Below are 20,646 nucleotides of genomic sequence, written 5' to 3'. Positions count from 1 at the left end.
TACATATTATGCTGTAAAAATAGCTTTAATTTTAGCTAGTGTGTCAGGCTCAACTGAACCCTTACTGAGCGCTAATAGCTGCTTTAAATAATAGTTTAAATCAGCATGCTCACCACGGTGTTTATCATCAAGCATGGCCACTTGCTCTGCCATTCTAAGCGCTGCGTTTTGCGAGCTTACATTGGCAAGAATTTCCATTCTTGTAATAAGTTGTTCACTACTAAGCGACGTTGCTAACGGTGCTTGAAATTGACTTGGCACTACATCGTTGTTTTCAAGTGCAGTGATCAGCGCTTCAAATTGCGCATGCTGCGCTTGGCTTGTTAGTAAAGCTAGCTTTTCGTCAATAGCACTTAATAATGCTGCCACTTTTGACGCAAGCGATTTATATTGTGCGTAGCCTTTTACTTTGGTTTCTAGGTCATGCAATTGGGCTTTTTGATTTACTTGCTCAAGGGCACTTTCTAGCTCAGCCAGTTCTATTGCAGCTTGTTTATCTGTTTCGTTTTGAGCCAGCTTTTGCTGCTCAAACTCACTGCTACGTTTGCTAAAGGTTTCATCGTTATACTGGCGAAACTTTTGCCACAGCGCATTTTCGGCTTTTAAACCTGCAAAACCTATACTTTGCCATTGCTGTTGTAATTGCTTTAACTCTTGGCATGCTGCAGCTAAATCTTCACTTTGCGAAAGCGCTGAGGCGCGCTCCACTAAGGCATTTTTTTGTGCTGCGTTACCTTTATGGTATGCATTTAATATAGCAAGAACGCTCTGCTGCTGTGTTTTAAAGCTTTCGTTTAATACGCGGTATGTTTTAGGGTCAACTTTACCCACGCTACGCCAGGCTTTATTTAAACGGTTGTATTGACTTTCAAACTGCTTCCAATCAAAGCTTTCAATAGCGGTGTCTTGCTCGCTTAGTGCTTGCATATCGTTTATCAGTACTTCACGCTGGGCTTTTGCAGCTTCGCGCGCCACTTCTTGCTCGGCAAAGTAACTACGACACGGTGCAAACAACAGCTCTATGTTGCTATCAAACTGCTCACCTTGTTGCTTTTCTTGCTCTGTATCTAAACGGCCAAGCTCGTTCCAACGCTTACGAAACGCTTTAACTTGCTCAGCACGCTGTTGTGGGTCGTCACACGGTTGGTCGACTAACCCTGCCACTTCTTCAAGTAAGGCTTCGCGTTTTGGCGCGGCTGCGTATTTTTGCCAATCTTTTGCTTCTGCAAGTTGTGCTTCTAAATCGGCCTTTAAGTTTACTAGTGGCTGCTGAAATTGCGGTGTTAACTTATCAAACAACTCTTCAAAGCCTTTAAATACACCAAAAGCAACATTAAAGCGGCCTTGCTCAATAAGGCGTTTCACATCGCGTGCTTTACGTTTGGCTGTGCTTTGGTTTTTTTCAAGCGGTTTTGTCAGCTCACTCATTTGCGCTAAAAACTGCTTTTTATGCGCATTTAATTGCGATTTAAAGTTTTGCTGCAATGCCCCATCAACCACATTTAAATGGCTACGAGTTTGTTTAAATGCGTTATTAAAACGAGTTAAAACATCATCGTAATCAGCTAGCTGCTGCGCAGGTTCAATTGCTTTAAGCTGTTCAAAAGCAATTTTATACTGTGCAATTGCGCTACTAAGCTCTGGTAGTTTAGCCACCTGATTGAATAGTTTTTCAAGCTTTGTAATAACTTGCTTAGTTTGTGCGTTATCGCCGTGTTGGGCATCGGTTAACGTTTGCTTAGCTTGCGCTACTTTAGCCTCTAACCAATCTTGCTGAATTTGCTCTGGGGTTTCTAAGCCTAATTGCAACGCGTTTTCTATTTCTTCGCTCAATGCCTCAAGTGTTGCCAGGGCTAATAATTGGCGTTGTTGCTCGGCTAAACGCTGCTGTTGTTGCTCGTGCTGAGCTTTTAACGTAGCAATATGCGCATCGAGTTTATCGGTAATGCTGATGTATTTTTTATCTAGCTCTTTAACGTGCTCTTCGCTTAACCATTTAAGCTCAAGTGCTTGCCACTGCGCCATTAGCTCGCCGGCTTGTGGGTTTACTATAGCGTAATCGTTTTTATCTCTCAGAGCGTTTAGCTTAGCTAAAATAACGCGTGTTGCGCTTTCTACCTGAGCGGGCATTTCAATCGCTAAGCGTTCGTTTTCAATGTGTTGCTCAAGCTGCTGCTTAGCATCGCCTTTAGCATGCTTTACTAATGGCTTAATAAGTTGATGCGTTATAACGAGCTCTACAAGTTGGCTTTGAAGCTCTTCGCTGCCCTCTTTAAACGCTTTTTCAATTAATTTAGGATTAGCTAAGCGCTTTAAAAGTTTAACGCGTACTTGCAGTTCTTTCTCTGCAAAGGCGAGTTTTTCTAATGTTTTAACCGGTGCAAAACGGTCTATATACTCACTTTTAATTTGCGTGCTCAGTGCGCTTTCGTTGTTTAACACTGCGTTTGAAATTTGTATTTCGGCTACATCTTTTAGCGCGTGATCTTGTTTATAGGCTTTCCACCACAGTGGTAAGTTATTTACTTTTTGTAATGCTTTGCGGCGTATTTCGGCTGAGTTATCTTCCAGCGCTAATGTGCTTAAAATTGATGCGTCGCGCTCTACATCAAGTTTTTCAATTGCGTCTAGACGAACTTGCTGCTTTGGGTGTTTCCACTTAGGTGTAAAAAGGTGTTTAAAGATCATGTTCACTAAACCTAGCTATTTCGTTTTCTGATTTAAATTCTTTTTGTAGTTGTGCTTTTGTCTTTTGGATCATTTCGCCATTAGCGCCAATGGTAAATTGCTCGTTTGATTGCGCTATTTTAGCTTGGTAAAGCATAACAAGTTGCACCGTTTGTTGCTTTTGCTCATCAGAGAGCGGCGTGCCATCGGGCCATTTGCCGGTTGAAGCACCGTACTGTAAACGCTCAAATAATTCTGGGGTTATATTTTGTACAAGGTTGTCAATATTCATGTCATCTTTTCTTTTTTAGAGTCACTAAAATAACGCGGTTTACTAAGTACCAAATACAGCCAACACCAATCGCTACTGTATACGCGTACCATTGCAGGGTTTCTTTTGCGGGTTGTAAAAAGTATAAGCAAAAAAAGCCACCTAAAAATAGTATGAGCGCCAAGAAAGAATGGTTCATAAACATTTGCTGTTTTTTAATTCGCTGTTCGCGCTGAAGCTGTTGTACCTGCTCAGAGTTAAGCGCGCCAATGTTACTATTGCAATGCGGACACTGCTGATGTTTATCTGAAATTGATTTTGCACATTTGGGGCAATGAATAATCGCCATACTACTCTCCATACTACGCATAAAAAAAGCGCCTTGCGGCGCCTTTTATTGTACTTGTTTTATTGCTCGTTGTCTTTTTTGAATTTAACCCAGTAGTCATCTACGGATTGTTTCATTTCTTTGCGCAATAACATAATGCCAAATAAGTTAGGCAAGGTCATAACGACAATTGCAACGGCTGCTAATTTCCATACTAAAGTGGTATCGGCAAACGAAGCCCAAAAGAACGCAGCAACATAAAATACGCGATACGGCATAACTGAGCGATTACCAAGTAAGTAAATCATGGCACGGTCACCGTAGTACGACCACGCAATGGCAGTAGAAAATGCGAATAACAATAAGCCTATCGATACTATATATTGGCCGCTATCGCCAAAAAAGCCTCGGGTAAACGCTTTGGTTGTCAGCTCTGCTGAGTGCACTAACGATTTACCTATTAAACTAATGCTGTCGTCGGTTGGCATGCCGTTTTTAACTTCAACAATACCTGTGTACTTATGTTTGTCGGTAATACCAAAACGTATATCTTCACCAATTGAGCGTGAATGTAATACGGTAAAGCCATTACTTGTTGGCTCGCCATTAACTACATCAATGTTGCCGTTGAATAGCTCTACCTTGCTATCGTTACCGTTTAGGTAATTGTATAGCTCTTGGCGCTGCGCTTCGTTGGTTTCTGAGTAGTCACCTTTAATAATGCTCATTGACGATCGTTCAAAATGTGTTTCGAATTTTTCATTCCACACACCCGACGATAAAATAACTAAGCCTGTTAATGTACAAATAATAATGGTATCGATAAACGGCTCTAAAATTGAAACCATTCCTTCAGACACAGGTTCATCAGCTTTTGCCGATGCGTGGGCAATGGGTGCAGAACCTTGACCGGCCTCATTTGAGAACAAGCCACGGTTTACACCTCTGTTAAATGCATACGCAAAAGAGGCACCTAAAAAGCCACCGGCTGCAGCAGAGCCTGTAAATGCATCAACAAATATTGACGCAAATGAAGGGCCGATGTTTTCAATGTTATAAAAAATAACACCTAACGCACCTATGATATAAATCACGGCCATAATGGGCACAACACGTGATGTAATAGCAGCAATACGACGAATACCACCTAAAATAACCAACGCAAGTAAAATAGATAACACAGCACCGGTTGCCATAGGTGCAAAACCAAATGTGGCTTCCATACCCTGCGCTATGTTGTTAATTTGTGGCAAACTGCCCGTACCAAAAGAGCTAATTACAGTGGCAACAGCAAACAAAATAGCAAGCCACTTCATGTTTAGGCGTTTATCCATGTAATACATAGGGCCACCCGCCATGGTGCCATCTTGGGTTTTTTCGCGGTATTTATGTGAAAGCGTAACTTCTACAAATTTGGTGGTCATACCAAAAAATGCCGTCATCCACATCCAAAATAATGCCGCGGGGCCACCAATAGAAATAGCCAAGGCTACCCCACCAATGTTACCTGTACCTACCGTACCAGAGAGCGCAGTAGCCAGTGCTTGAAAATGGGTTGTGTCACCCTCGGTGCCTTTTTTATCAAATTTGCCTGTAACTACTTTACACGCATGTTTGAAATAACGAATTTGTGGGAACTTTAAATAAATAGTAAAAAATAGACCGACTCCTAGCAGCACATAGGGAAACCAAACTGCGCCCCCTAACATGCCATCTAGGCTATCTAAAAGTTGTCCGAATGCATCCACGCTAAATACCTCTTATTATTTTATTTGAGACTGTTGATTGTTTATTACTTACTCAGAGCTAGGTAATACGATAACTAAGCTATTGCGCACTTTTATTATTTGTTAATTTTGTAATATCGAGTAGGGTGAGGCTTTTGCCTCATCCCTCTCACAGAACCGTACGTACGGGCCTCGTATACGGCTCCTGTATTCTTTTATTCCTTCGGCTTATTTTCTAAACGCCGATTGAGCAAGCCACCCTGTACTTACTTTTTCCATTGAATATAAACCTTGCTCTTCAAACCATTGGTTTGGCATCGCTACACTCGATAATGGACTTAGAGAGTTTCGCCATGAGTTCATTTTGATGAACTTAAATGGCGGCTTTTTCCCTAACTGTTTTAGTCGTTTATGCAACCTCGCTGGATTTTTCCACAACCTTAACTGAATTGCCCTTAATCGTCGTCTCACCCACCTCGCCAACACCTCTAGCACCCGTTTACAATTGGCTATACTGAAATAATTTACAAAACCACGCACCACTGGGTTTAGTCTTTTTATTACTTCAACTAAGTTCATGCCGCTATTTCGTTTTGTTAATCGTTTAACTTTTTGTTTGAAGCCTTTGAGTTTTGAGGCTTGGATCCGTGTCCAATTACTGCCTATCTCCACTCCCAAAAACTTTACCCCTTCACTGCTATGCGCTATATGGGTTTTCTTTTGGTTGACTGTTAACTTCAAGTCTTTTTCAAGTAGATGGGTTGCTACAGTGAGTGCATTCTTGGCTGCTGTTTCTGTGCAGCATAAGATCAAAATGTCGTCGGCGTACCTCACTATTCTGTGATGTCGCTTTTTCATTTCTTGATCAAACGCATCTAGGTAGATATTCGCCAACAATGGACTGATAACCCCACCTTGTGGACTTCCTTGCTCACTCGCTTCCCAGTGATTACCTATCATTACCCCACTTTTTAAGAACTGATCGAGCAGCTTTAAAAGGCTACCGTCTGTCACTTTGCGTTTGACGCTGCTAATAATCAAATCGTGATCAAGTAGGTCAAAGCACTTCGACAGATCCATATCAACCACCCACTCACGGTGATATTTACGAATAAATACCGTCGCTTTACTGATGGCATCATGGCAGCTTCGTGTCGGCCTGTACCCATAACTTGATGGATGAAAGTCGATGTCGAAGATCGGCTGGAGAATGTTCAATAGTGTCTGTTGTACTATGCGGTCGCGAACTGTTGGTATACCCAGCAATCTCACGCCGCCATCGCCTTTCGGTATTTCTATCCGTTTGACTGGCTGCGCCCGATACTGCTTGGTGTGCAGTTCACGTTGCAGTTGTTTCAAGTTTTCTTCTAAATTCAAGGCGAACGTGGCTATGGACTGCCCATCTATTCCGGCTGCTCCTTTCGCTGCTTTCACTTTTTTGAATCCCTTGTACAGGTTATTAATATCTAATAATTGCCCATACAAGCTGTAGTAAACTGTCATCAATTGCCTTTGCTTGCGGTATGTCTGTCGTTTCACATTGATGTATAGTCGGGTTCTTCATGATGACATTAGGTGTGCTAGCCGAATGGCAATCTGCCTAAGTGGTCAGTCATTACTCCCGTGCTCGGCCTTCAATTCTCAGCGTCCACATTCCTGCTTAGCCGTCATCTTTTGCCTATTTCCGTCGAAATACATGTGAGCCTATACGCCGATATTCCTGATTTTCATACACTTAAAGAATACTTCCCCCCTTCGCAATCAATTAAAACTTTTGGTTGAAATTGACCCTATCAAACATTCTGCTGATAGTCGGCTTGGTTTTGTCCTCCACACCATTACTGGCTTTCATCGGCCTAGCCTTATTCACTACTACGGGTTCATCTGCCACCTCACACCGACGTTAAACCTTGGGTTTCCCCTTGAGTTTAGGCCACTTATTTACACTAAGTTTAGATGCCAGGCTTCCCCAGTTACTGCACTGGCTCCCTGTTAGAAATTCCACCCTCAAGCACAGCATTGGTCTGACTAAGTATAGGGCGTTGCGCTATTTTGCACGCTGACCCACCAATACTGCCGAAACAGGTTACGGTTAGTTGTGTACCTCTAACTTCTTATGGCTTCCTTCAGACCCCACCGTTGGCCAGTGACGCCCTTGCCATTCAGATTATCTTCCCCTTAGTCGGGGTGATAAGGCATCTTTCAGCCTATCGGGTTTGCCAGCTTCGCTGGGCAAACAAAAAAGGGCAACATTTTAATGTTGCCCTTACCTTATACTAATTTATCTTAATTTATCAACGACATTTACGATTGCCGCTAAAGTATCTTGACCAAATTGATACGAGCGGCGGTCTGACCAGCCGTAATCTGGGTCTGGTAAGTCGTTATTGTCTTTAAAAGGCATCTCAATTGTGTAAGTAAGTGCTTTAAATTCTTCTGCCGTTGCAGATGAGCCAACTGTTAAATTAGCTTTGCCCGGCTCGTCTTTATCGTAACCGTGCTCATCTTGAAACTCTGGCGTTATAGTAAGTAGCGCTGCTTTAAAGCTATCTTCTAAGTCTTTTAAGCGGTCATCGTAGCTTGGAATACCTTCACTGCCTGCCACAAAGTTATAAGGAATAGCTTCATCACCGTGTATATCTAAATGCATATCGAGGCCAGTTTCGCGCATTTTATTCAGGACTAAATACACTTCTGGGCTATTTTCCATGCTAGGCGTTTGCCATTCACGATTTAAGTTAACGCCTTTTGCGTTAGTACGAAGGTGACCACGTACGCTGCCATCTGGGTTCATGTTTGGTACTACATAAAATACAGCTTTTGATAAAAGAGCAGCGGCATGCGGGTCTTCATCATCTAGTAGTTTGTGTAATAGCCCTTCTACAAACCATTCTGCCATAGTTTCGCCTGGGTGTTGGCGCGCTGTGATCCAGATTGTTTTTTTATCTTCACTAGGCTGACCAATTTTAAGCACGCTCATATCACGGCCATCGAGTGTTTCACCTAATGTTTGTAATTGGCAAAGCTCTTCGCTTTGCGCCCAGGCTAATAAATCTAAATGACGGTCGTAGCTATATGGCGCAAAGTAAGCAAAATATACACTGGGGCATTCAGGCTCTAGTTCAAAGGTAAGCGTGCCATTTTCGTAATTTGAAGGCACACGGAACCATGTTTGACGGTCGTATGAGGCAACAGCTTGGTAGCCCTCCCATCCATCTGGGTAGGCAGAGTTTTCTAAATTATTAATGTTTAACTTATGCAGTTGATAAGGCGTTGTTTCTAGACGAAAGTGAAACCACTGGTAAAATTCAGACTGGTGATCGTTGTTTATCTCTAATTGAATATTTAACGGATCGTTGGCTTCGATAACCTTTATGTTACCACTATCAAAATTGCTGCTGATTTTCATGAAAAAACCTTAAGGTAGAATAAGTTTATCTGCTTTGTTAGGCACGTTGATATTTTGGATTAAATTGACTCTATTTTTGGTCACTAAATTACAAAAAAGAGCGGCCTAAAAGTGCAGAACTGACACTATTTAAAAACCTGTACTGTGGATAATTAAGTTATCTCAAGCAGAATGCAGGTTAAATAGTAAAATGCATTATTGAATGAAATCAAATAAGCATTTCAATAATTAAAGCCTACCACACAGGGTACACTTTAAAAATATAACGCGACTAAAAAAGCCAGCAAAAAAGCTGGCTTAGTATAATTGCGTTTAAATTAGCGAGGTAAGCTTGGGAAAGCAACTTCAGCCATATCACGCATACAACGAACTACTTGGCAGCTGTAGCCAAATTCATTGTCGTACCATACGTATAAAACAACGCGGTTACCTTCAACAATTGTTGCTTGCGAGTCTACAACACCTGCATAGCGGCTACCGACTAAATCGGTAGATACGATTTCGGTTGATGCGGTGTAGTCAATTTGGTCGCGCAGCTCTGAATGCAGTGCTGTTTCGCGTAAAAACGCATTTAGCTCTTCAACAGACGTGCTGCTATTAAGGTTTAAGTTTAATATAGCAAGCGACACATTAGGTGTAGGCACACGAATCGCATTACCTGTTAGCTTACCTTCAAGCTCAGGAAGCGCTTTAGATACCGCTTTAGCTGCGCCTGTTTCGGTAATTACCATATTAAGTGCAGCAGCACGTCCACGACGCTCTGCTTTGTGGTAGTTATCAATAAGGTTTTGATCGTTTGTGTAAGAGTGTACGGTTTCTACGTGGCCGTTATTAATACCAAACTTATCGTTTAATGCTTTAAGGGTTGGCGTAATCGCATTGGTGGTACAGCTTGCTGCACACACGATTTTATCTTCAGGCTTAATGTCTTGGTTATTTACACCATAAACAATGTTTTTAATGTTGCCTTTAGCCGGTGCTGTTAATAGTACTTTTGCAGCCCCTTTAGACTCTAAGTGCTGACCAAGGCCTGCTTCGTCTTTCCAAATACCAGTGTTATCAACTACGAGTGCATTTTCGATACCGTAAGCGGTGTAATCAACTTCACTTGGCGAGTTAGCATAAATCACTTGGATGTAGCTGCCATTCGCTTTAATTGCATTACGCTGCGTGTCAATTGTGATTGAGCCATTAAATGGACCATGAATTGAATCGCGACGCAGTAAGCTTGCACGTTTCTCAAGGTCGCCTTCTTTACCGCCACGTACAACAATTGCGCGTAAACGTAAGTCGGCATAAGGGCCTGATTTTTCGATTAGTAAACGTGCTAACAAACGCCCTATACGACCAAAGCCATACAATACAACATCACGCGGCTCTTTGGCTGGTGAGTCTGCAATTTCGGCTAATTCGTCTTTAACAAATTCATCAACTGTGCGGCCATTAGCAGCATCGCTGTACAAATAGCTATAAGCAAGTTTACCAATATCAATACGTGCTGAGTTTAGCTCCATTTTACTAATGGCTTCTAAAAACGGAAAGCTTTCGCGTAAACGTAATTTAGTGCCTTCAAATTGCGCTACAGTTTTGTGTGATTTGATAATATCGATAGTACTGGCATTAACGAGAGGACGGCCATATACAGCGATTTCTATGCCACGGTTACGATAAAGCTTACCAATGATAGGTTGCATGCTTTCAGCGTAATCTTGGCGTTCTTGCCAACTATTTGTATATTCTAATTCGTGAGATGAGGTCATTTTATTTACCTAATTTAATCATTTTGAACGGATAGCCTTTAAAAATGCATTAGATTTTGAGAGTAATGCACTTCAGGCAGGGCTATTCTAAGTTAATCTAAAGTTATTCTCTACTGTTAGCGCACAAATGATTGCGCTAGAATAGTAATGTATATATTCATTTGAGGTTAAGGGATGGTTTTAAGAGCAAGCGCAATACTAACAATGCTAGCGTTAACAGGATGCGAAGAACCACTGACTCTCGCTCAGGTTTGTAAAGAAACACCTGGCTTTTGTAGTGATTTAAATAAAGATAGCCATTGTAAAAATGAGCGCTCTGAGGTTATTTTAAAACGCTATATAGAATATAAAAAACCCACAGATGAAAACAAATACCAATTGCTTAAGGGGTTTGAGTCGTATAATCAATGTATTACTTTAGCCGCAAAAATAGAACATATTAAACTAAAGTCTAAAACAACATCGCGTATTGAAGGTCAGCTTACTAGCATTAAAGAGATGACCCGACTTTATCAAGACACAAAAAACACTAACCACCCAGGTTTGCTTTACTATCATTGGTCACGTAACAATGAGCAAAGTGCGCTGACTCGTTTACTTGCAATGGAAAATGATGAAAGCGTAACCAACAGTGCAGAAATGCAGTTTTATCTAGCCTCTTATTACATTAAGTTTGACGATGAAAAAACAATTGATTTGCTATATAAAACCCTTGAGCTAAATAAACAAGGCCAACAGCCAAATCCTGAAGTGTATACCTCGTTAATCAGCTTATTTTATAAACATGATAAATATAAGCACGCTTACATTTTTTCGAAAGTGGCGCAAAGCGCTGGCATTGAGAATATAGATTTACTACCCATTGAGCACCAACTGATGAGCGATGGTAAAAATTTAGATGCGCTCGATGCCCTTGCTCAACAAACGTATGAACAAATACAAAACGGTGAGTTTGTATCGCCGCGAGAATTTTAGGTAAGCAAAACCCCCTGGCAATAAATGTGTTTTAAAACATGATGCCAGATGGTTTTTTAAATAAAAAAGGCAGCTTACGCTGCCCTTTTTTATTTTGCTTTGCTTGTGCCCACTTCTACACGGGTTTTAAGCTTTTGACCTGGTCTAAAGGTCACCACGCGGCGCGCCGAAATAGGAATGTCTTCTCCTGTTTTCGGGTTACGGCCTGGTCTTTCTTTTTTATCACGAAGATCAAAGTTACCAAATCCAGAGAGCTTAACCTGCTCGCCTTTTTCAAGCGCTGAGCGGATTTCTTCAAAAAACGCTTCAACTAAATCTTTGGCATCTTTTTTATTGATCCCGAGCTTTTCAAATAGGTGTTCAGCTATGTCGGCTTTAGTAAGCGCCATATCTAGTCCCTCAACGATGCATTAAACTTTTCGGCCAATGTGGCCACCACGTTATCAACTACCAGATTGATATCTTTCTCTTCGAGTGTTCTATCAACCGCCTGCAGTGTTAGAGCAATCGCCAAACTCTTATAATTTGGCTCAATACCTTTGCCCTTATACACATCGAATAAGTTTAGGTCAACCAATTGATTTCCGCCAACTTTTTCTATTGTGCTTAAAATATCACCTGAATTAACGCTGTCAGCCACTAAAATCGCGATGTCGCGGCGATTTGAAGGGAATTTTGAAACCCCTACAGCTTGCGGTAAATTTCTTTTTTCTATTGCAGACATTTCTATTTCAAATACAAAAGTTGCGTTATTGATATCTAACGATTTTTGCACTTGAGGATGAAGAGCACCAAAAAATCCTACCTTTTTACCTTCAACATAAATAACTGCTGATTGGCCTGGGTGTAAACCGTCTGACTGCTCTGCTTTAATTTCAAAACGGCTTGTATCGTTGGTGATTGCTAATAAGGCTTCAACATCACCTTTTAGGTCGTAAAAATCAACGTTGCGTTTTTGCTCAACCCAATGCTCGCCGTGTGCAAGGCCAGTGATCACACCGCCAATGACAGGGACTTGCTGCAGGCCATTTTCTGCGCTGTCGTCGCTGATAAATTTAAGACCATGCTCAAATAAACGAATACGTGGTTGTTGACGGTTTTGATTATACGCAACCGATGCTAAAAGCCCTGGCATTAAGCTTACACGCATAGCCGACATTTCAATTGAAATTGGGTGCGGCAGTATAAGCGGATTACTTTGTGGGTGTATAATAGCTTGTGCTTTAGGGTCTACAAAGCTGTACGTAATTGCTTCTTGGTAGCCACGTGTCACTAACGTATTGCGAAACTTACTTAGCGCAATTGTTGACTCGTCATGTGTAGTCATTTTTAATTTTGCGGTTGGCGCAACATTTGGAATACTGTTGTAACCATAAACACGAGCAACTTCTTCAATTAAGTCTTCTTCAATACGAATATCAAAGCGGTAGCTTGGAATATCAGCGCTCCAGCTGTCGTTTTCAAACTTAACGTCTAACCCTAAACGAGTCAGAATATCAGTCACTTTCTCATCGTCAATATGATGACCAATTACTCGGTCTAAACGCGCACGACGTAGGCGTACTTCTGTCACCTTTGGCAGTTTATCAGCAGCCACAGCTTCTACAACAGGGCCTGCTTCGCCACCAACAATATCAAGTAATAAAGCAGTTGCGCGTTCCATTGCATCGTGTTGCAGGGTAAAATCTACGCCACGCTCATAGCGGTGTGATGCATCGGTATGTAAGCCGTAACTACGGGCTTGACCTGCAATTGCGACTGGGTTAAAAAACGCGCTTTCTAATAAAATATCAGACGTTTTTTCTGTAACACCTGATTGCTCACCGCCAAAAATACCGGCAATTGCAAGTGCTTTATTATGATCGGCTATCACAAGTGTTGATTCGTTCAGTTTTGCAGTATTGCCATCAAGCAATACTAACTCTTCGCCTGCATTGGCGCTGCGAACCTTAATGCCGCCTTCTATTGCATTTAAATCAAATGCATGCATTGGGTGGCCAAGTTCTAGTAATACATAGTTAGTAACATCAACAACAGGGTCAATTGAGCGAATCCCACTTCGGCGAAGCTTTTCAACCATCCAAAGCGGTGTTTCTGCATCAAGGCTAATGCCTTTGATTACACGCCCTAAGTAACGCGGACACGCATCAGAATTAACAAGCTCGATAGATACTTCATCGTCAATAGTGCCGCTAACTGCTGGAATTTGTAGCTCGTTTACATCAACGCTGTTTAATACACCTACTTCGCGTGCAAGGCCTTTTATACCCAAGCAATCACCACGGTTTGGCGTTAAATCAACATCAATTATGTTGTCATCAAGGCCTAAGTATTCGCGCAGGTCTGTACCAATTGGCGCATCGCTTGGCAATTCCATGATGCCGTCGCCTTCTTCGCTAATACCTAGCTCAACAAAGGCACACAGCATACCGTGTGATGGCTGACCGCGTAATTTGGCTTTTTTAATTTTAAAGTCGCCCGGTAAAACAGCGCCCACTGTTGCAACAGCGACTTTAATGCCTTGGCGACAGTTTGGCGCACCACACACAATATCAAGTAGCTCATCGCCACCTACATTGATTTTAGTAACGCGAAGTTTATCTGCATCTGGGTGCTGTGCGCACTCAACCACTTCACCAACTACTACGCCGTTAAAATCCGCTGCCGCGCTCTCAACTGCGTCAACCTCAAGGCCAGCCATAGAAAGCTGTTCCGAAAGAGCTTGCGTATCAATAGCAGGATTTACCCACTCTCTTAACCACTTTTCACTAAATTTCATTTTATATTTTCACTCTTAACGGAACTGGTTTAGGAATTTTAAGTCATTTTCAAAAAATGCACGTAAGTCGTTTACGCCATAGCGCAGCATGGTTAAGCGCTCTACGCCCATACCAAAAGCAAAACCAGTGTATTTTTCTGGGTCAATACCTACTGACTTAAGTACGTTAGGGTGAACCATGCCACAACCTAATACTTCAAGCCATTTACCGTCTTTACCCATAACATCTACTTCAGCTGAAGGCTCTGTAAATGGGAAGAATGAAGGACGGAAACGAATTTCCATGTCTTCTTCAAAAAAGTTACGTAAGAAGTCGTGTAAAATACCTTTAAGCTCTGTGAAGCTTACATCAGTATCAACCATTAAACCTTCTACCTGATGAAACATCGGAGTATGCGTTTGGTCGTAGTCATTACGATATACTCGACCTGGCGAAATAATTCGCAGTGGCGGTTGTTCTGTTTCCATAGTACGAATTTGCACACCACTTGTTTGGGTACGCAGTACTAACTTAGGATTAAAATAAAAGGTATCGTGATCAGCACGCGCTGGGTGATGCTCAGGAATATTTAGCGCATCAAAGTTATGAAAATCATCTTCTACTTCTGGGCCTGATTTAACTTCAAAACCTAGCTCGCCAAAAAAGCTTTCTATACGCTCGATTGTGCGTGTTACCGGATGAAGGCCACCCGTAGGCATTACGCGCCCTGGTAAAGTTACATCAATTGTTTCAGCTGCTAGCTTTTCTTCAAGCGCTTTACTTGCTAAAAGCTCACGCTTTTCGTTAATTGCTGCTTGTACATCTTGCTTAGCTTGGTTAATTACTTGGCCTGCTTCTTTGCGTTCTTCAGGAGCAATTTTACCCAGTGTTTTAAGTAAGCTTGTGATTTCGCCTTTTTTACCAAGGTAATTAACCCTGATCTCTTCTAGTTGCGCGATTTCACTGGCACTGGCAACTGCCTCAAGTGCTTGCGCTAAAATATTTTCTAAGTTCATTCGATACCTGATCTTTCACAGAAGGTGATTACAATTTTGTTGACTAATGATAACTGAAAGCAGGGTCTAGATTCTAGACCTACTACAGCTTTAACGTTGATTTTATGAAGGGAATTGTTAATTTTCGTTGAGCGGCCATTGATGCGTGATCTAATTTGTCTAATACGTCTAATAAAGCACGCATATCACGACTCAAGCGAGTCAATAAAAAGCGCGCGCATTCATCGCTTAGTTCAAGCCCACGCATATGGGCTCGCTTAACCAGTGCTTGTGCTTTATCATCATCACTCATTGATCGAATTTGAAAGGTGGTTCCCCACTTTAGCCTAGACTCTAAGTCGGGCAAGGTGATATTAAGCATGTCAGGGAGCAAATCGGCCGTAACCACTAGCATTTTTCCGGGCTCGTTAAAGCGATTGAAAAAGTTAAAAAGAGCTTTTTCCCATGCGTCATTGCCAGCGACTAAGTGCACATCATCAATACATAATACATCAAGTGCTTCTAAACCATCTAAAACCATAGGGCCAAAGTCGATAACTTCACGCATAGACAACAGCATGTTTGACAAGCCACGCTCTTGGGCTTGTATGCAGGTTGCGTACAATAAGTGAGATTTGCCAGAATCGCCTAAGCCGCACAAATAAGTGTACTGAAATTTGTTGGCAAGCTTTGAAAAGCTCGCTTTAAGGTGGTTTACCTCTAAAGAGTCTTCCCCACCAAAATAAGAAGCAAATGTTTCATCATCAGGTAAGGTGACTGGAAGTGCCATTTGCATAGGCTCAGCACTTAGCATTACTCACCGACCCACTGATACTCAAGACTGTTTTTGTCTACAACATGGTAAAATGCGCGAGGGTCAACATAATCTCTAAAGGCACTATCAAGGCCAAGGCCTTTTTTAAGATCGCCCACACTGCCGGTGTGGTTAAGCTTAAACTCAACAAATTCTGCGGTTTTGCGCATTATTGTTGCTTGCGTCACTACACTCAAACTTTGTAGACGACGCTTTGCAAGTTCAATATCGACAAAGCTTTGAGTGCCTTTTAAGGTGAGCCTAGCCGCAGCCTGTTCATAATACGCGTTAGGGTCGATAGCGTATTCATTGGCTAATCCCAACGCTAAGCTGTCTATCATCTGGCCTACTATTTGTTGTTTATCACCTTCAAGGCGGTTCGAATCAAATAAATCGTCATTAGTAAAACGCCAGTCTAAAATCCAGGTTTCGCTGTCGGGTTCTTGATACATTCTTGCTGTAATGCTTCGCTCTGCACTATAACGGCGCGACGCCTCTTCAACAGGCTCTGAAAAATTACCCCATACTTCAGGAATACCAACCAAACGTCTGTCTTGTAAATCTAATAGTGGCACTACAACGGGTAAACCACGTCGACCCGCTTTGTCATATATAAGCTGCTCTAACTGAGGATAGCTTTCTTGTGTAACAAGCTCTCTACGCCAGTTATCTTCAATACCTAACCAAATAGCAACTAATGGGCGCTGGACGCCCCAAAGAGGTAAATTTAATTCTTTAATTAATTCATTTATTTTACGCGCTTCAAATTTAACAACTAGATTAAGCTGTCCATTTGCTTTTTCGTCGTATTCAAACTTGAGCATGTAATCTGAAATGTTTTTGGTGCGTTGTTGAGCAAGCTTATTTTGATCAGCAGATTCATCCCCGCTTACCTTTACTAAAACATTGAGTAATGCTTTGCGGCTAGCGGCTAAACGCGTGTCTCGACTTTTATCATCGACTTTTAATATATCTTGATACAGATCAGTTACTTCAACTGCCGACACAGAGAAACAAAATATAAATGATATGGCACTAATTAATAATCTATACACTGGCTATTAGTTCTTGGTTTTAAACTATTTTGATCCTAAATCAAAGCCAGTAACAAAGCAAAATTATATTTGTAATCTAGCTATGTTGAATAAATATTGTTTATCTTAAAGCTTAAATACAGAAACAAACTGCTACTTAGCTATATGTAAAATGGGTTGTGATTGGTGGGGTGAGCCTTATCCGCGGGTTTCGTGATACTCAACCCACGCTACGGAGGTGGTGGAGATTGTGAGAATAATATCTGGAATGTATTTTTACTTTTCTGCAGACGTAAAAAAGCCCAGCTCTTTCGAGTCGGGCTTTCTTGTATTTGGAGCCTAGCGATGTCGTAGTGCCCACAGCGGTAGAGAGTCACATAGCAAATGCACATTATCATTGTCTCGGGGCGGCCTTTCGTAGGGCTCGCCTTCGAGCTGTTTCGTTTCACTACTGAGTTCGGCTATTTATTAAAACCCAGATAGCAAAAAACCCGTTACATTTCTGCAACGGGTTTCTCTTATTTGGAGCCTGGCAATGTCCTACTTTCACATAGCAAATGCTACACTATCATCGGCGCTGTTTCGTTTCACTACTGAGTTCGGCATGGGGTCAGGTGGGTCCAAAACGCTATGGTTACCAAGCAAATTAGGTGCAAAGGATTAAGGACAAGCACGTAGTGCTACTTTTTCCTTTGCGCAAGGTGCCTCAATGTTAACGCTACGCGCTAAGAGTCACCTCATAAATTTGGAAAATTCTGATAATATTTTTTAAGTCTAAGTATTTATCTACTTTAGCTATTAACTTCTGTCGCTTGTTTCTGTCACAAAACGCGTTTGGCGTTGTATGGTTAAGCCTCACGGGTAATTAGTACAAGTTAGCTTAATGGCTCACACCACTTCCACATCTTGCCTATCAACGTTGTAGTCTTCAACGGCCCTTCAGAGACTTTAAAAGTCTAGTGAGAAATCATCTCGAGGCCTGCTTCGCGCTTAGATGCTTTCAGCGCTTATCAGTTCCGAACGTAGCTACCGGGCAATGCCATTGGCATGACAACCCGAACACCAGCGGTTCGTTCACTCCGGTCCTCTCGTACTAGGAGCAACCCCTCTCAATTCTCAAACGCCCACGGCAGATAGGGACCGAACTGTCTCACGACGTTCTAAACCCAGCTCGCGTACCACTTTAAATGGCGAACAGCCATACCCTTGGGACCGACTTCAGCCCCAGGATGTGATGAGCCGACATCGAGGTGCCAAACACCGCCGTCGATATGAACTCTTGGGCGGTATCAGCCTGTTATCCCCGGAGTACCTTTTATCCGTTGAGCGATGGCCCTTCCATTCAGAACCACCGGATCACTATGACCTACTTTCGTACCTGCTCGACGTGTCTGTCTCGCAGTTAAGCTGGCTTCTACCATTACACTAACCGTACGATGTCCGACCGTACTTAGCCAACCTTCGTGCTCCTCCGTTACTCTTTGGGAGGAGACCGCCCCAGTCAAACTACCCACCAGGCACTGTCCGTAACCCCGATTCAGGGGCCAACGTTAGAACATCAAAACTACAAGGGTGGTATTTCAAGGACGACTCCACAACAACTAGCGTCGCTGCTTCAAAGTCTCCCACCTATCCTACACATGTAGGTTCAATGTTCAGTGCCAAGCTGTAGTAAAGGTTCACGGGGTCTTTCCGTCTAGCCGCGGGTACACAGCATCTTCACTGCGATTTCAATTTCACTGAGTCTCGGGTGGAGACAGCGTGGCCATGGTTACACCATTCGTGCAGGTCGGAACTTACCCGACAAGGAATTTCGCTACCTTAGGACCGTTATAGTTACGGCCGCCGTTTACCGGGGCTTCGATCAAGAGCTTCGTCCGAAAACTAACCCCATCAATTAACCTTCCGGCACCGGGCAGGTGTCACACCGTATACGTCATCTTGCGATTTTGCACAGTGCTGTGTTTTTAATAAACAGTCCCAGCCACCTGGTCACTGCGGCTCCCGTCCGCTTAGAGAGTAAATCTCATCACAGATAGGAGCGTACCTTCTCCCGAAGTTACGGTACGATTTTGCCTAGTTCCTTCACCCGAGTTCTCTCAAGCGCCTTAGTATTCTCTACCTGACCACCTGTGTCGGTTTGGGGTACGATTCGGTATAATCTGAAGCTTAGAGGCTTTTCCTGGAAGTATGGCATCAGCAACTTCACACCCTTGGGTGCTCGTCTCGTGTCTCAGCCTAACAGCAACCCGGATTTACCTAAGTCACTAGCCTACTCACTTTCACATGGACAACCATCGCCATGCTTGCTTAGCCTTCTCCGTCCCCCCATCGCAATTATACCAAGTACGGAAATATTAATCCGTTTCCCATCGACTACGCCTTTCGGCCTCGCCTTAGGGGTCGACTTACCCTACCCTGATTAACATGGGATAGGAACCCTTGGTCTTCCGGCGTGCGGGTTTTTCACCCGCATTATCGTTACTCATGTCAGCATTCGCACTTCTGATACGTCCAGCATACCTCCCGGTACACCTTCAACCGCTTACAGAACGCTCCCCTACCACTCATCCTAAGATGAATCCGCAGCTTCGGTGCATAGTTTAGCCCCGTTACATCTTCCGCGCAGACCGACTCGACCAGTGAGCTATTACGCTTTCTTTAAAGGATGGCTGCTTCTAAGCCAACCTCCTGGCTGTCTGGGCCTTTCCACATCGTTTCCCACTTAACTATGACTTTGGGACCTTAGCTGGCGGTCTGGGTTGTTTCCCTCTTCACGACGGACGTTAGCACCCGCCGTGTGTCTCCCGGATAGTACTTTACGGTATTCGGAGTTTGCAAAGGGTTGGTAAGTCGGGATGACCCCCTAGCCTTAACAGTGCTCTACCCCCGTAAGTATTCGTCCGAGGCTCTACCTAAATAGATTTCGGGGAGAACCAGCTATCTCCCGGTTTGATTAGCCTTTCACTCCTAGCCACAGGTCATCCCCTAACTTTTCAACGTTAGTGGGTTCGGTCCTCCAGTTGATGTTACTCAACCTTCAACCTGCCCATGGCTAGATCACCGGGTTTCGGGTCTATACCTTGCAACTATTCGCCCAGTTAAGACTCGGTTTCCCTACGGCTACCCTAATCGGTTAACCTCGCTACAAAATATAAGTCGCTGACCCATTATACAAAAGGTACGCAGTCACCTAACAAGTAGGCTCCTACTGCTTGTACGTACACGGTTTCAGGTTCTATTTCACTCCCCTCACAGGGGTTCTTTTCGCCTTTCCCTCACGGTACTGGTTCACTATCGGTCAGTTGGGAGTATTTAGCCTTAGATGATGGTCCACCTATATTCAGTCAAAGTTTCACGTGCTCCGACCTACTCGATTTCACTTAAAATGTCTTTTCATGTACGGGACTATCACCCTGTATCGTGGCACTTTCCAGAGCCTTCCATTAACACATAATAAGCTTAAGGGCTGTTCCGATTTCGCTCGCCGCTACTATCGGAATCTCGGTTGATTTCTTTTCCTACGGGTACTTAGATGTTTCAGTTCTCCGCGTTCGCCTCGTTAACCTATGTATTCAGTTAACGATACCTGCAAGCAGGTGGGTTTCCCCATTCGGAAATCCTAGTCTCAAGCGCTTTTTACTAGCTTGACTAGGCTTATCGCAAGTTAATACGTCCTTCATCGCCTCCAACTGCCAAGGCATCCACCGTGTACGCTTAGTCACTTAACCATACAACCCAAACGGGTCTTTGTTATGTGACAGTTTAACTTCGCCAGAAGTTAATATTGAATACTAAAGTAGATACCAATTAATCATGAATGATTAAATTGGCACTGAATGATACTGCTATCATTCTTTTTTACTTTTGAAAACTCTGTACAAATAACACTGTTATTCATACGAAT

General features: G+C 42.9%; 13 protein-coding genes and 2 rRNA genes. 1 reads left to right on the top strand and 14 read right to left on the bottom strand.

The window, feature by feature from the left end; all coding sequences use genetic code 11:
- Window positions 1-6: 6 nt before the first annotated feature.
- The 7 genes from VOI46_RS06115 to VOI46_RS06085 form a co-directional block, all read right to left on the bottom strand.
- A complete protein-coding gene (locus tag VOI46_RS06115) occupies window positions 7-2,688 on the bottom strand; it encodes a DUF349 domain-containing protein (protein WP_282338022.1) in 2,682 nt (893 codons plus the stop codon).
- Window positions 2,678-2,959, bottom strand: coding sequence for a DUF1315 family protein (locus VOI46_RS06110; protein WP_004587239.1), 282 nt, complete (start codon window positions 2,957-2,959; stop codon window positions 2,678-2,680). The genes VOI46_RS06115 and VOI46_RS06110 overlap by 11 nt, the downstream gene beginning before the upstream one ends.
- Before the next feature lies 1 nt (window position 2,960).
- Window positions 2,961-3,287 carry a hypothetical protein gene (locus VOI46_RS06105; RefSeq protein ID WP_004587238.1) on the bottom strand — a complete coding sequence of 109 codons (327 nt, stop codon included), beginning with the start codon at window positions 3,285-3,287 and terminating at the stop codon, window positions 2,961-2,963.
- A gap of 59 nt (window positions 3,288-3,346) precedes the next feature.
- The gene (locus VOI46_RS06100; protein ID WP_004587237.1) at window positions 3,347-5,014 is read right to left on the bottom strand and encodes an AGCS family amino acid carrier protein; all 1,668 of its coding nucleotides are present in this window, start codon (window positions 5,012-5,014) and stop codon (window positions 3,347-3,349) included.
- Window positions 5,015-5,221: 207 nt separating this feature from the next.
- A complete protein-coding gene (gene ltrA, locus VOI46_RS06095) occupies window positions 5,222-6,496 on the bottom strand; it encodes a group II intron reverse transcriptase/maturase (RefSeq protein WP_324737986.1) in 1,275 nt (424 codons plus the stop codon).
- 778 nt (window positions 6,497-7,274) lie between these two features.
- On the bottom strand, window positions 7,275-8,402 hold the full coding sequence (locus VOI46_RS06090; RefSeq protein WP_004587236.1) for a M14-type cytosolic carboxypeptidase: 1,128 nt from the start codon (window positions 8,400-8,402) through the stop codon (window positions 7,275-7,277).
- Between the two features lie 317 nt (window positions 8,403-8,719).
- Complete coding sequence (locus VOI46_RS06085; protein ID WP_004587235.1) at window positions 8,720-10,162, bottom strand: glyceraldehyde-3-phosphate dehydrogenase; 1,443 nt, start codon at window positions 10,160-10,162, stop codon at window positions 8,720-8,722.
- Between the two features lie 174 nt (window positions 10,163-10,336).
- Here VOI46_RS06085 and VOI46_RS06080 point away from each other — a divergent pair, with 174 nt between their 5' ends.
- On the top strand, window positions 10,337-11,137 hold the full coding sequence (locus VOI46_RS06080) for a DUF2989 domain-containing protein (RefSeq protein ID WP_004587234.1): 801 nt from the start codon (window positions 10,337-10,339) through the stop codon (window positions 11,135-11,137).
- Window positions 11,138-11,226: 89 nt separating this feature from the next.
- Here the strand turns inward: VOI46_RS06080 and ihfA are convergent, their stop codons facing one another.
- The 7 genes from ihfA to VOI46_RS06045 all read right to left on the bottom strand — a co-directional run bounded on the left by ihfA (window position 11,227) and on the right by VOI46_RS06045 (window position 20,470).
- Complete coding sequence (ihfA, locus tag VOI46_RS06075; protein WP_002960690.1) at window positions 11,227-11,526, bottom strand: integration host factor subunit alpha; 300 nt, start codon at window positions 11,524-11,526, stop codon at window positions 11,227-11,229.
- A 2-nt stretch (window positions 11,527-11,528) separates the two neighbouring features.
- Window positions 11,529-13,916: a phenylalanine--tRNA ligase subunit beta gene (gene pheT, locus VOI46_RS06070; protein WP_004587233.1), complete on the bottom strand. Its 2,388-nt coding sequence runs from the start codon at window positions 13,914-13,916 to the stop codon at window positions 11,529-11,531.
- Window positions 13,917-13,931: 15 nt separating this feature from the next.
- A complete protein-coding gene (gene pheS, locus VOI46_RS06065; RefSeq protein WP_004587232.1) occupies window positions 13,932-14,912 on the bottom strand; it encodes a phenylalanine--tRNA ligase subunit alpha in 981 nt (326 codons plus the stop codon).
- An 82-nt stretch (window positions 14,913-14,994) separates the two neighbouring features.
- Window positions 14,995-15,705, bottom strand: a complete 711-nt coding sequence (gene hda, locus VOI46_RS06060; protein ID WP_004587231.1) for a DnaA regulatory inactivator Hda — start codon at window positions 15,703-15,705, stop codon at window positions 14,995-14,997.
- Complete coding sequence (locus tag VOI46_RS06055; protein WP_004587230.1) at window positions 15,705-16,760, bottom strand: DUF2066 domain-containing protein; 1,056 nt, start codon at window positions 16,758-16,760, stop codon at window positions 15,705-15,707. The genes hda and VOI46_RS06055 overlap by 1 nt, the downstream gene beginning before the upstream one ends.
- A 506-nt stretch (window positions 16,761-17,266) precedes the next feature.
- Window positions 17,267-17,381 (bottom strand): 5S ribosomal RNA (gene rrf, locus VOI46_RS06050).
- Between the two features lie 202 nt (window positions 17,382-17,583).
- Window positions 17,584-20,470: ribosomal RNA gene (locus VOI46_RS06045) — 23S ribosomal RNA — on the bottom strand.
- Window positions 20,471-20,646: the final 176 nt, after the last annotated feature.

It is taken from the genome of Pseudoalteromonas sp. CuT4-3, from assembly GCF_035666335.1.
GTDB lineage: Bacteria > Pseudomonadota > Gammaproteobacteria > Enterobacterales > Alteromonadaceae > Pseudoalteromonas > Pseudoalteromonas atlantica.
This window is presented reverse-complemented; position numbering and strand designations above follow the sequence as displayed.

Bases quoted from the DNA above. Each gene is read 5' to 3' on its own strand.
- VOI46_RS06115 (WP_282338022.1), bottom strand. From the start codon at position 2,688: ATGATCTTTAAACACCTTTTTACACCTAAGTGGAAACACCCAAAGCAG.
- VOI46_RS06110 (WP_004587239.1), bottom strand. From the start codon at position 2,959: ATGAATATTGACAACCTTGTACAAAATATAACCCCAGAATTATTTGAG.
- VOI46_RS06105 (WP_004587238.1), bottom strand. From the start codon at position 3,287: ATGGCGATTATTCATTGCCCCAAATGTGCAAAATCAATTTCAGATAAA.
- ltrA (WP_324737986.1), bottom strand. From the start codon at position 6,496: ATGACAGTTTACTACAGCTTGTATGGGCAATTATTAGATATTAATAAC.
- VOI46_RS06090 (WP_004587236.1), bottom strand. From the start codon at position 8,402: ATGAAAATCAGCAGCAATTTTGATAGTGGTAACATAAAGGTTATCGAA.
- VOI46_RS06085 (WP_004587235.1), bottom strand. From the start codon at position 10,162: ATGACCTCATCTCACGAATTAGAATATACAAATAGTTGGCAAGAACGC.
- VOI46_RS06080 (WP_004587234.1), top strand. From the start codon at position 10,337: ATGGTTTTAAGAGCAAGCGCAATACTAACAATGCTAGCGTTAACAGGA.
- ihfA (WP_002960690.1), bottom strand. From the start codon at position 11,526: ATGGCGCTTACTAAAGCCGACATAGCTGAACACCTATTTGAAAAGCTC.
- pheT (WP_004587233.1), bottom strand. From the start codon at position 13,916: ATGAAATTTAGTGAAAAGTGGTTAAGAGAGTGGGTAAATCCTGCTATT.
- pheS (WP_004587232.1), bottom strand. From the start codon at position 14,912: ATGAACTTAGAAAATATTTTAGCGCAAGCACTTGAGGCAGTTGCCAGT.
- hda (WP_004587231.1), bottom strand. From the start codon at position 15,705: ATGCTAAGTGCTGAGCCTATGCAAATGGCACTTCCAGTCACCTTACCT.